The organism is Curtobacterium sp. B8 (assembly GCF_000333315.1).
Classification (GTDB): domain Bacteria; phylum Actinomycetota; class Actinomycetes; order Actinomycetales; family Microbacteriaceae; genus Curtobacterium; species Curtobacterium luteum.
Genome location: NZ_BACW01000592.1, coordinates 1 through 11,941 on the forward strand (window position 1 = coordinate 1; position 11,941 = coordinate 11,941).

Below are 11,941 nucleotides of genomic sequence, written 5' to 3' on the forward strand. Positions count from 1 at the left end.
ACCTCCGGACGACGCGGTGCACGAGGAGATCCTGCACTGGCTGCGGTTCTCGAAGCGGCAGGCGGCGGAGACCGGCGACGGGCTCTCTGCGGAGACGATGCTGATGCCGGGTCCAGTACTGCGGTTCGCGATGGAGCACCGCGGGCTGTGGGAGGCGCCCGGCGTCGGCGGGGTGTTCAAGCGCGTGTACCTGTCGACGATGCGCGGCGTGCGTCAGCTCGGATGGCTCGAGGGGCCGTTCAGCACCCCGGCCGAGTACGTCGAGGCCGGCCGGGTGTTCATGCGCGTCTGGCTGGACTTCACCGCGCGGGGGATCGCCCTGCACCCGTTCGGCACCGTGATCACGAACCCGCGCTCGCACGCCGCGTTCGTCGAGCGGGCCGGGGTGGACGAGTCCGACGGGCGGATGGCGTGGATGCTGTTCCGGTTCGGGCACAGCGCGCCGCCGCCGTTGGCGCACCGGCGTCCGGCGTCGGCGATGACGATCGGGACGGACCGGTGAAGCGCGCGGCGGTGTTCTCCGTGGTGTGGGTCGTCGAGACGTTCGTCGCGCTGTTCATGCCGCGGGTGCAGACCCACAAGCTCCTGCTGACCCCGGGGATCGAGCCACTCCGCTGGACCCTCGGGCGGTGGCGGGCGTGGCGGACCGCGGAGCGCGCGGCGAAGCGGGTGCCCGCGTACCGGGCGTTCCTGGCGGAGCAGGGGCGTGCCTCCCGGCTGGACACCCGCGGCGGGATCGCCGCCGCGCTCTCGGGCCTGCCCGAGATGGACAAGGAGTCCTACGTCAAGCGGTGGAGCATCCCGGAACGCTGCCTCGACGGGCGGCTGCCGCGCCGCGGGGTGGTCGTCGACGAGTCCAGCGGGTCGAGCGGCACGCCGACCAGCTGGGTGCGCGGCCCGGACGAACGGCAGGCCACCCGGCAGCTGCTGCAGCTCGGGTTCTCACGGACGGCGAAGGACCTGCCGAAGCAACCGTTCGTGCTCAACGCGTTCTCGCTCGGCGCGTGGGCGACGGGCATGAACGTGACCGCGTCGCTCACCGAGTCGTCCATGATCAAGTCGATCGGGCCGGACCGCGACAAGATCGTCCAGACGATGCGGGAGTTCGGACCCGACTTCACCTACGTCATCTGCAGCTACCCGCCGTTCCTCAAGGCGCTGTTCGAGGACGATCGGCTCGACTGGAGCCAGTACACGATCGTCGCGGCGTTCGGCGGAGAGGGCATCAGCGAGAACATGCGCGCCCACATCGAGCAGTACGCGCAAGCGGTGCTCGGCTCGTACGGTGCGAGCGACCTCGAGATCAACCTGGGCATCGAGACGCCCTTCTCGGTCGCGCTGCGGCGCGCGATCGCGGCGTCACCGTCGTTGTCCGGTGCCCTGACGAGGCAGGCCGAGTACGGCGTGCTCCCGATGGTGTTCCAGTTCAACCCGTTCGGGTACCTCATCGAGACGAACGAGCACGGCGAACTCGTCGTGACCATCGCCCGGTCGGAGAACATCAGCCCCCGCATCCGGTACAACATCCACGACCGGGGACACGTGGTCCGGATGGGTCCGCTGCGGCAGACGCTGCGTGAGCACGGGTTCGACGAACTTGCGGACTCCGCCGAGCTCGACCTGCCGCTGCTGTTCCACTACGGGCGGTCAGACCTCTCCGTCGACTACAACGGTGCCGTGGTCGCGCCCGACGTGGTGCGGGACGTCGTGTACGGCGACCCGGCGCTGCTCGAAGCGGTGGAGAACCACCGGCTCATCAGCTACGAGGACGACCGGGGCGACCGGCAGCTGCACATCGCGTTCCAGCTGGCGGCCGGCGCGGCAGGGTTCGACGCCGACGCCGCTCGTCCCGCCGTGGTCTCGGAACTGCGCCGGCTGAACGAGGACTTCTCGAACGCCATCCGGACGGCGCCTCCGGGAACGCTGCCGACCGTGGCGTTCTACCCGTACCGGACGGGGCCGTTCCGCGACGACGGGCGGAAGCTCAAGAACGAGTACGTGTGGCAGCTCGGCGCCGGTGCTGTGGCGGAGTGGGACCTCGACCTCTCCTGGACCGCGCCGAAGGAGGCCTGAGCGCGCGCTCCCGACGCCGGGGACCGGTCTCGGTACCGTTCGCACAACCAAAGTCACTCCGAACTGCGGAAGCCCGCGGTTCGGAGTGACTTTGGTTGTGCGGGCAGACGGGCGAGCGGGCGTGCCGGCGAGCGAGCGAGCGGGCGGGCGGCCGCACGGTGGGCATTCGTGCGGGAGACCCGAGGCGCGCGGCGCGCTCAGTGGTACTGCGGCGGCCAGTCGAAGGGGGCCGGGCGGTGCGGAGTCTCTCCGATCGTCGTGACCTCGAGCACCACCTGACGGAGGTTCGTCAGCGCGATCGACCGCGGGTTGCCGAAGAACCGTCGGCCGTCGACCCACACGGTGAGGTCCCCGTGCAGGCCGCCGACGTGCGCCGGGCCGATCGAGACGCCCCACTCGTCGAAGAACTGGCCGAGGGTGAACGTGTCCTTCGTCGGCGACTCCACGTGGATGATCCCGGACGTGTCGTGCGTGTGGATCTGCGCCGCGAACTTGGCCCGGTCACTGTGTCCGACGTTCCCGGGCACCGTGACGGGCTCGCCTCCGTCGAGGATGGTGAGGTGCGTGTGCACGTGCTCCGCGAGTCGCTCACCCCACACGTTCGAGAGGCCGGCTGCGTCGGCGCGGGCAGTGAGGTCGGTCGGGGCGGGCCACGGCGGCGCGTCGGTCGTCGTGCCGGCCGCCGATCCGACGACCGCACCGGAGCTGCAGCCTGCGAGCAGGAGCACGGCGGCGGCCGCGGCGACGATCGCGCGGCTCGCGCGCCCGCCCCTCCACGGTGTGGAGTCGGCGACCGCCGGGCGGCCACCCCGTGCGGCGTGCATCACCAGCGATCGTGGACCGCGGCGCGGAACCACTGGTCGTAGAGGTCGTGCACCGTCCGGTCGAGGCCGGGCACGTCCGGGAGCGATCCGGCCTCGGCGTTCGACCGGGCCTGCTCGGGGTTCCGTGCGCCGGGGATGGCCGCCGTGACACCGTCCTGGGCGATCACCCACGCGATCGCCGCCTGCGGGACCGAGACACCCTCGGGCAGGGAGGCCGCGAAGGCCTGGGCAGCGCGGACGCCGTCCTCGAAGTCGACGCCGCTGAAGGTCTCGCCCTGGTCGAACGCCTCGCCGTGCCGGTTGTAGTTACGGTGGTCCTGCTCGGGGAACGTCGTCTCGGGCGTGTACTTGCCGGAGAGCAACCCCGAGGCAAGCGGGACGCGCGCGAGGATGCCGACCCCTGCCTCCCGTGCGGCCGGGAGGACACGGTCCAGCGGCTTGAGCCGGAACGCGTTGAGGATGATCTGGACGCTCGCGACGCCCGGCCGCGCGATCGCGGTGAGCGCCTGGTCGGCGGTCTCGACGGAGACGCCGTAGGCGGCGATCGAGCCGTCGGCGACGAGCGCGTCGAGGGCGTCGTAGACCGCGTCGTCCTCGAACACGGCGGTCGGCGGGCAGTGCAGCTGCACGAGGTCGAGGGTGTCCTGGCGGAGGTTGCGGCGCGAGCGGTCGACCCACTCGCGGAAGTTCGCGGCGACGTAGTTGGACGGCTCCTGTTCGGCGCGACGGCCCATCTTCGTGGCGATCGTGAGCGGCACGTCTGGGTTCGAAGCCCGCCAGGAGCCGATGAGCTGCTCGCTCCGGCCGTCGCCGTAGACGTCTGCGGTGTCGAAGAGGGTCACGCCGGCCTCGACGGAGGCGTCCATCACGGCGTTCGCGTCCTGCTCACTGACGGGACCCCAGTCACCGCCGAACTGCCAGGTGCCGAGGCCGACGGGGGAGACTGCGCGGCCGGTGCGGCCGAGGGTGCGACTCTGCATGGTCCCGAGCGTAGTCACGCGCCGGTGCCGCACTCGCGGCGAGCGCGCAGGGCGGACGGCCGCGAGGGGCCGGTCGCACGGTGCGAGGTCGGCGGTCGGCGCGGCCCTGTGGTGCGAGGTTGCGCGCAGCGTGCGAGGAGAAACACATCGCACCGTGCGCGGAACCTCGCACCGTGGTGCCGACGCCTGTGGATGCGCGGCGTGGGTCCAGGGGCCTCGCACGGTGCGAGGTCGGCGGTCGGCGCGGCCCTGTGGTGCGAGGTTGCGCGCAGCGTGCGAGGAGAAACACCTCGCACCGTGCGCGGAACCTCGCACCCTGCGGCACGGCCTAAGGCCCGCCCCGGCGCCGCCCGCCCCGTCGCGCCGCCCGCCCCGCCGCCCGCCGCCCGCCGGCCCCGCGCGCCGCCGCCCCGCCGTCTCAGGACAGCGCGGCGACCCGATCGCGCAGCAGCGCCCGCGCCGCCCGCGCCCGGGGGATGACGACCACGCCTCCCCACAGTGCGAGCCCGACCCAGAGGGCGATGAGCATCGTCGTGACGAGCGGGCCGTGCTGGTCGCGCATCGACCACGACATCGCGATCCAGAGCACTCCGAGCAGGACCTTGCCCCACCCGGCGCCCTCGCGGTCGGCCTGTGCCTGCAGCATCGGGATCCAGACGTCCGCGGGGACGTCGGCGGGCACGCGGCCGTCCGCGACCCACCGCTGCGCCTCGACGGAGTGCTCGTAGCCGCCGTCGAGCCGCCACGACCGCATCGTCGTCAACACGCCGACCGCGGCACCGGCAGCACCGGCGGGGACCCCGGCGACGACCAGCACGGTCGTGGTCGCGGGCGTCCACGAGGAGAGCACGAGCACCACCAGGACGACGCCGAACGCCGCTCCGGCGACCCCGGCACCGATGAGCCGGAGGCGACCCGCCTCGTCGATCATCCCGATGCCCTGCACGGAGTCGACCGTACCCGTCGTCGCCGAGCCCCACCAGGACGCGCGCAGGGCCCAGGTGCTGCGACCGACGCGCGTGGGGCGTACCGTGCCGGCATGGAGTGCTTCGCGAGCTGGCGTACCCGCCGCTGAGACGACGGCCCCGGTCGACTGCACCAGGCCGACCGTGCATGGCCGTCGCACCACTCCCGACCGCGGACGTCGCCGTCGGGAACCCTCAGCACGCGTACGGACCCGAAGGAACCCCATGCTCATCCGCGACTGCACCCCGGCAGACCTGCCTGCCCTGACCGACCTCACCATCGAGGTGTTCCGCCCGCTCTTCACGGAGTCGCTGCCGACTGCCCGCCCCGCCGTCACCGCGCACGACCACGGCCGGTGGGAGGACGACTACCGTGCCGAGGTGCCCGCCCTGCTCGCCCCGGCGGAGGACCGCTTCATCACCCTCGCCGAGGGGGACGGACTCCTGCTCGGCTACGTCGGCTGGACCGTGACGGGCGGCACCTCGGGCCGACTCGAGATGGTCGCCGTCCACCCCGGCGCACGACGTCGCGGGGTCGGACGAGCGCTCTGCACCTCCGTCGTCGACCGGCTCCGCGCCCGCGGCGTCCGCGTCGTCCACATCGGCACGGGCGGCGACGCGTTCCACGCGTCCGCCCGCGCGCTCTACGAGTCGCTCGGCTTCGTCGGCTACCCGACGGTCGACTACGCCCGCGCGCTCTGACGCGAGTGATGCTCGGACGCGACCACGGGTCGCAGGTCCGCACAGGTCGGACGGGAGGCACGGTGCAAGCCCGCACCGTGCCTCCCGTCCGGCGCGTGTGCGCGTCCCGGCGACGCACCACGCGCGACTGCGGACGCCGCGGCCCGCTCAGCGATCGGCGATGCCGCCGAGCATCCCGGAGATGAACCGCTTCTGCAGGAAGAAGTAGAGGAGCACGATCGGGAGTGCCACGATCACCCCCGCCGCGGACAGCAGCGAGAAGTCCGTCAGGTGCGCGCCCTTGAAGAACGCGAGCCCGAGCGGCGCGGTGCGGTGGTCCTCGCTCGTGATGAGCACGAGGGGGAGCAGGAACTCGTTCCACGTCCACATCGTGATGAGCAGCGCCATCGTCATGATCGGCGCGACCGAGGACGGCACGATCACCTGCCAGAGCAGCCGCACGTCCCGGGCGCCGTCGAGCCGGGCGGCCTCGATGACCTCGCCCGGGAAGCTCCGGAACTGGTTCCGCATCCAGAAGATCCCGAACGCCAGCGACTGCGCGGTCTGCGGCAGGATCAGGCTCGTGTACGTGTCGGTCAGGCCGACCGAGCGCAGGTTGAAGTACAGCGGGATGATGAACGCCTCCGCCGGCAGCATCAGCCCCGCGAGCATCACGAAGAAGATCACGTTCGAGCCGAAGAAGTCGAGCCGGGCGAACGCGAAGCCGGCGAACACCGCGAGCACGGCGGTCAGCACCACCACGGAGACCGTCACGAGGACGCTCGAGAACATGTACGACGCGAAGTGGCCCTGGTTCCACGCGGCGCCGAAGTTGCCGAGGTCGATCGTGGTCGGCACCGTGAACCCGCCGGAGTTCTCCGCCGACGGGGTCACGGACGACAGCAGGACCCCGACGAGCGGGATGATCGCGAACAGCGCGAAGAGCGACAGGATGACGTAGTCGACGGTCTTCTCCCGGACCGAGAGCCTCATGCGACGTCCTTCGGCTGGAGACGGCTGATGAGCGCCGTCACGATCATGATCACCACGGTGAGCGACACCGCGACGGCGGCTGCCGACCCGACCTGCCCCGTCTGGAACGCCCGGTTGTACGCCTCGAACGCCGGCACCGACGTCGAGTTGCCCGGACCGCCGCTCGTCGTCACGTAGACGAGGTCGAACGTCTTCAACGCCGAGACCACGGTCAGCGTGAGCGCGGCGGCGATCTGCCCGCGGAGCGAGGGGAGCGTGATCGAGAAGAACTCCCGGACCGCCCCGGCGCCGTCGATGCGCGCCGCCTCGAACAGGCTCGGGTGGATGTTCCCGACACCCGACAGGAACAGCACCAGGCACAGGCCGACGTTGAGCCACGTGCCGACGAACCCGATCGCGGGCAGCGCCGTGTCGTAGCCACCGAGCCACACCTGCGCGAACTGCCCGAGCCCGACCAGGCGCAGCGCGTCGTTGACCAACCCGTCCGCCGAGTAGATCGACACCCAGATCGTCGCCACGACCACCGACGCGATCACCTGCGGCAGGAACAGCACGGTGCGGAAGAACGACATGCCCCGCAGCCCGTTCGCCCGCGAGATCAACGCCGTGAGGAACAGCGCCAGGGCCACCGGCACCGCGGCGTAGAACACCATCAACACCAGCGCGTGCCCGAACGATGCGCGGAGCTGCGCGTCGGTGAACACGTCGAGGTAGTTCGCGAAGCCCGCCCACGTCGCGACCGACAGGCCGTCCCAGTCGTAGAACGAGTACTGGATGCTCTGCAGGAACGGCACCCCGAGGAACACCGCGAAGACGATGAACGCCGGGAGGACGTAGAGGTACGCGACGAGGCTCCGCCGCCGCTTGCGGACGCTGCCGGTCGCCCGACGCGTCCGGCCACGGCGGGCGCTGCGGTCGGCAGCGCTCGCCGTGGTGCCGGTGAACTGGGTCACGGGTGCTCCTGCCTACTGCTTCACGAAGCCGGCGTAGTCGTCCTGGAGCGTCTTCGTGTACTGCTCCGGGGTGGCCTTGCCCGCGACGAGGTCCTGCATCGCCGCCGTGATGGTGTCGTAGAACGTCGGGGTCGCGTAGTCGAGGTACGGCGTGATGCTGTTCGACGACGAGATCGACTCGTACTCGCTCGTGATGTCACCGGCGATCGTGCCCGACGCGGGGGAGTCGCCGTCCGGCACGACGGTCGGCAGGTTGCCCTTGTCGACGAGCACCTTCGCGGCGTCCTTGTTCGTGACGAAGTCGATGTACGCGGCGGCGGCGTTCGCGTTCCCCGTCTTCGACGTGATCGCCCACGCGAGGCCCTCACCGCCCATCGTGACCGGGCCGCTGGCGCCGTCCGGGGTGAGGGCGGTGAACCCGATGTCCTTCGCCGAGGCGGCCGCCTCGAGTGTGGCCTGGTACCAGGTGCCGGTGATGAGGAAGGCGGACTGGCCCTTCCCGAACGCGGCGACGGCGTCGTCACGCGAGACACCGTTGGCGCCCTCGGTGACGTACCCCTTGTCGACCCAGCCCGTGATCGTCTTCGCGGCCTGCACCTCGTCGGAACCGGTCCAGCTGCCGGACTTGCCCGCGACGAGGTCGTTCACCGCGTCGTGCCCGGCGAGGGCGGAGAGCACGAGCCCGTAGAGGTGGATGCCCGGGCTCTTCTCGACGTCGCCGTAGCTGAGCGGCAGCGTGCCCGACGCCTTGACCTGCTGCATGTCCTCGCTGAGCTCGGCGACCGTCTTCGGGGGCGAGTCGATGCCCGCCTTCCGCAGGACCGCCTTGTTGTAGTAGAGGCCCACGAGTTCGCCGGTCTGCGAGACGCCGTAGAGGTCGTCACCCTGCCACGTCTTCCCGTCCGACGAGAACGAGTTCAGCTTGAGGAGGCTCGACGGGTAGTACGAGTCCCAGCCGTACAGCTTCGCGTAGTCGTCGACCGGGCGGAGGAACCCCGCCTTCACGAAGGCACCCATGTCCGGGTACCCCTGGTTCGCCTGGACGACGTCCGGCGGGTTGTTGCCGGAGAGCGCGAGCTTGAGCGTCGTCTTGAGGTCGGCGAAGGACCGCGACACCCGCTTGATGGTGATGTTCGGGTGCGCCTTCTCGAACTCGTCGTTGAGCTCCTGCTGCGCATCGTTGATGCCCGTGTCGGTGTTCTGGTCCCACACGGTCAGCGTGGTCTTGCCCGATCCGACGTCCTTCGACACCGGTCCGAGGCTCTGGGACGCGGCCGGGGCAGCCGATCCGCCCGGGGTGCAGCCGGTCAGGCCGATGGCCACGGCCGCCGCGACGCCGAGGAGGAGCGTCGCCTTGCTGGAGTGCTTCATGGTGGTCCGTTCTGCGAGGGAAGGGATGCGAGGGAAGGGATGCGAGAGAAGGGATGCGAGGGAGGGGATGCGAGGGGAGGGATGCGAGGGAGGGGACGGGACGGGTCAGGCTCCAGCGAGCGTGACCGGGTCGAGGAACGACCAGTCGTCGTCGGGAGCGGCCCGCTGCAGGAACGCGCGGAGCTGCGCGGGGTGCGGGGCGCTCGCCGCACCGCCGAGCCCGGTGACGGCGAACGCGGCGGAGGCGGCACCGAACCGGAGCCGCGTGGTGAGGTCCCAGCCGTGGTGCGCTCCGGCCATGAACGCCGCGACGAACACGTCACCGGCGCCCGTGGGGTCCACCACGTCGACGGGGATCGTGCTCGCGGTGACGACGCCGCGCTCCGAGTCCACCGCGACAACGCCGTCCGCACCGCGGGTGACGACGGCGAGCGGGACGCGCTCGGCGAGGGCCTTCGCCGCGTCGAGGGCGGTGTCGGTGCGGGTGTAGCGCATGGCCTCGACGTCGTTCGGGACGAAGACGTCGATCTCGGCGAGCCGGTCGAGCACGTCGCCGGACCACTCGCCCGTGTGGTCCCACCCGACGCCGCCGACCACGGTGGTGCCGGTGGCGCGGAGTGCGGCGACCCAGGCCGGGAGCGGTCGCGCGATGCCGACGTGCGTCGCGGACACCGGGCCGAGGTCGTCGGGCACCACGAGCGGACCGAGGTGCTCCTCGTACGTGATGAAGCTCCGGTCCTCGGGGCCGGTCAGTGCCACGGACACCGGGCTCTGGTGCCCGGGGACGAGCTCGAGCAGGCTCGTGTCGAGGAACGGTTCCTCGGTGAGGACCCGGTGCACGTGGCGCCCGAGGACGTCGTCGCCGAGGCGGCTGAGCAACCGGGTCGGTGCTCCGGCGCGTGCGGCCGCGACCGCGCGGTTCGCGACCCCACCCGGCGTCACCGTGAAGGCGTCGGCGTAGACCTCGGCGCCCTGCTCCGGCGCGATCACCCCCGCGAACACGAGGTCGCAGTAGACGTCGCCCGCGAAGAGCAGCGCTCCTCGGGCCGGCGTCGGGTCGGTACGGGTCACGGCTGCTCCTCGTCGTCGCGGATCAGGGGACGACCGCGGTTGCTCAAGCCTGCGCGATCGGTGTTGCGGTGACGTTACTCGATTGCACCAGATTTGTTAAGTGTGCTCGATTCGGCCCGGTGTTCTGCGCACTCTTGCACGATCGTGCGCGAGTCGCGCTACAGTGGCCGCATGATCCTGCGCGAGCGGCAGAACCGCATCATCAAGGCGTTGCACGACGACGGTGCCGCCTCCGTGCAGGAGCTCGCCGCCGCGCTCGCGGTCAGCGCGGCGACGATCCGACGTGACCTCGAGATGCTCGACCGCAACGGCGAGCTCGTGCGCACCTGGGGTGGCGCCGTCCTCGCGCCGCGCCAGACGGCCCGCGACGTCCCCCGCGACGAACCCCGGGCGACCGAGGACGACGAGGTGGTGGAGGCGCCGTTCGAGGCAGCCGGCGACTACGACCTCAAGCACCGCATGGCCGTCGCCGCGGCCGCGATGGTGCAGGACGGTCAGGTGGTCATCCTCGACATCGGCACGACGACGCCGCTCGTCGCCGAGCTGCTCCGCGGGCGCGACATCACCGTGATCACGACGAACCTCGCCGTCTTCGACGTGCTCCGCGACGACGAGGCCGTCCGGCTCGTCCTGCTCGGCGGTGTCGTGCGGCGCAACTACCGCACGCTCGTCGGCTCGCTCGCCGAGGCCGCACTCGACCAGGTCAGCGCGGACGTGCTGTTCCTGTCGTGCACGGGCGTCCGCGCGAACGGTCACGTCGTGGACAACATGGCGGTCGAGGCGCCGATCAAGCAGTCGATGATCGCGGCGGCCGAACGCGTCGTGCTCCTCGCCTCCGAAGCGAAGTTCCCCGGGACAGGCGCGCTCCGGCTCTGTTCCCTCACCGACGTCGACGTGCTGATCACCACGACCGGCGCACCCGACGACACACTCGCCCACAGCCGGAACGCCGGCGGAGAGGTCATCACCACATGAAGCTCTGCATCCTCGGAGGCGGAGGGTTCCGCACGCCGTACGTGTACCAGGCACTGCTCCGCGACACCGGTTCCCCCCGCGTCGAGCGGGTCGCGCTCTACGACGTCGACGAAGTCCGACTGCACGCGATGGTCGCGATCCTCACGGAGCTCGCCGCCGACTTCCCGGACGCACCGGTCCTCGAACCGACCACCGACCTGCACCGTGCCGTCGAGGGCAGTGACTACGTGTTCGCGGCGCTCCGCGTCGGGGGGCTCGAAGGACGCCGCTGCGACGAGCACGTCGCACTCGACCTGAACGTCCTCGGGCAGGAGACCACCGGTCCCGGCGGTCTGGCCTACGCGATCCGCACCGTCCCGGTCATGGTCGAGGCGGCGAAGGTCATCAAGGACCTCGCACCGAACGCCTACGTCATGAACTTCACGAACCCGGCCGGCATCATCACCGAGGCGATGCAGTCCGTCCTCGGGGACCGCGTGCTCGGCATCTGCGACACCCCGTCCGGCCTCGGTCGCCGCGTCGCCGGGATGCTCGGACTCGACCACACCCGCGTCCAGATGGACTACGTCGGGCTGAACCACCTCGGCTGGATGCGACGGGTCATGTACGACGGCCGTGACGTGCTGCCCGAGCTGATGGCCGACGACGACCGCCTCGGCGGGATGGAGGAGGGCCACGTCTTCGGCCTCGACTGGATCCGGTCCCTCGGGTCGATCCCGAACGAGTACCTGTTCTACTACTACTTCAACCGCGACGCCGTGCGCTCCATCATCGGCTCCGGGAAGACGCGCGGGGACTTCCTCGCCGAGAGCCAGTCGGCGTTCTACGACCGCGCGAGCGCCGCGGGTGCCGGGGTCGCCGAGCTCTGGCGCGAGACCGTCGAACGGCGGAGCGCGTCGTACATGGCGGAGGCCAAGGGCGGCACCCAGGACGAGCCGCTCGACCCGAAGGAGCGCGAGACCGACCCGTCGCACCAGGGGTACGCCGGCGTCGCACTCGGCGTGATGGCGGCGATCAGCCGGAACGAGCGCCAGACGATGATCCTCAACGTCCGA

At 71.1% G+C, this 11,941-nt stretch carries 11 protein-coding genes and 1 pseudogene; 5 read left to right on the forward strand and 7 right to left on the reverse strand.

Going from position 1 to position 11,941, the window contains the following annotated elements; genetic code table 11:
* Both I59_RS16020 and I59_RS16025 read left to right on the forward strand, forming a co-directional pair.
* Nucleotides 1–502: pseudogene (locus I59_RS16020) on the forward strand (hypothetical protein); the annotation flags it as partial.
* Complete coding sequence (locus I59_RS16025) at nt 499–2,073, forward strand: hypothetical protein (protein ID WP_022904739.1); 1,575 nt, start codon at nt 499–501, stop codon at nt 2,071–2,073. The pseudogene I59_RS16020 and the gene I59_RS16025, both read left to right, overlap by 4 nt.
* Nucleotides 2,074–2,270: 197 nt before the next feature.
* Here the strand turns inward: I59_RS16025 and I59_RS21095 are convergent, their stop codons facing one another.
* The 3 genes from I59_RS21095 to I59_RS16040 all read right to left on the reverse strand — a co-directional run bounded on the left by I59_RS21095 (nt 2,271) and on the right by I59_RS16040 (nt 4,823).
* Nucleotides 2,271–2,897, reverse strand: coding sequence for a hypothetical protein (locus I59_RS21095; RefSeq protein ID WP_148286279.1), 627 nt, complete (start codon nt 2,895–2,897; stop codon nt 2,271–2,273).
* Nucleotides 2,897–3,877: an aldo/keto reductase gene (locus tag I59_RS16035; protein WP_022904741.1), complete on the reverse strand. Its 981-nt coding sequence runs from the start codon at nt 3,875–3,877 to the stop codon at nt 2,897–2,899. Before I59_RS16035 ends, I59_RS21095 begins: the two co-directional genes overlap by 1 nt.
* 418 nt (nt 3,878–4,295) lie before the next feature.
* Complete coding sequence (locus I59_RS16040) at nt 4,296–4,823, reverse strand: hypothetical protein (protein WP_148286280.1); 528 nt, start codon at nt 4,821–4,823, stop codon at nt 4,296–4,298.
* 244 nt (nt 4,824–5,067) lie between these two features.
* On the opposite strand from I59_RS16040, the gene I59_RS16045 reads away from it, so the two are divergent.
* Nucleotides 5,068–5,544, forward strand: a complete 477-nt coding sequence (locus I59_RS16045) for a GNAT family N-acetyltransferase (protein WP_022904743.1) — start codon at nt 5,068–5,070, stop codon at nt 5,542–5,544.
* A 147-nt stretch (nt 5,545–5,691) separates the two neighbouring features.
* Here the strand turns inward: I59_RS16045 and I59_RS16050 are convergent, their stop codons facing one another.
* From I59_RS16050 to I59_RS16065, 4 genes are all read right to left on the reverse strand, one after another.
* Nucleotides 5,692–6,516 carry a carbohydrate ABC transporter permease gene (locus tag I59_RS16050; RefSeq protein WP_022904744.1) on the reverse strand — a complete coding sequence of 275 codons (825 nt, stop codon included), beginning with the start codon at nt 6,514–6,516 and terminating at the stop codon, nt 5,692–5,694.
* Nucleotides 6,513–7,469, reverse strand: a complete 957-nt coding sequence (locus I59_RS16055) for a carbohydrate ABC transporter permease (RefSeq protein WP_022904745.1) — start codon at nt 7,467–7,469, stop codon at nt 6,513–6,515. Before I59_RS16055 ends, I59_RS16050 begins: the two co-directional genes overlap by 4 nt.
* A 12-nt stretch (nt 7,470–7,481) precedes the next feature.
* Nucleotides 7,482–8,840 carry an extracellular solute-binding protein gene (locus tag I59_RS16060; protein WP_022904746.1) on the reverse strand — a complete coding sequence of 453 codons (1,359 nt, stop codon included), beginning with the start codon at nt 8,838–8,840 and terminating at the stop codon, nt 7,482–7,484.
* Between the two features lie 105 nt (nt 8,841–8,945).
* A complete protein-coding gene (locus I59_RS16065) occupies nt 8,946–9,911 on the reverse strand; it encodes a carbohydrate kinase family protein (RefSeq protein ID WP_022904747.1) in 966 nt (321 codons plus the stop codon).
* Nucleotides 9,912–10,082: 171 nt separating this feature from the next.
* On the opposite strand from I59_RS16065, the gene I59_RS16070 reads away from it, so the two are divergent.
* Nucleotides 10,083–10,886, forward strand: a complete 804-nt coding sequence (locus I59_RS16070; protein WP_022904748.1) for a DeoR/GlpR family DNA-binding transcription regulator — start codon at nt 10,083–10,085, stop codon at nt 10,884–10,886.
* Nucleotides 10,883–11,941: 6-phospho-beta-glucosidase (locus I59_RS16075; RefSeq protein ID WP_022904749.1), on the forward strand; the 1,059-nt coding region annotated here is incomplete at its 3' end. The genes I59_RS16070 and I59_RS16075, both read left to right, overlap by 4 nt.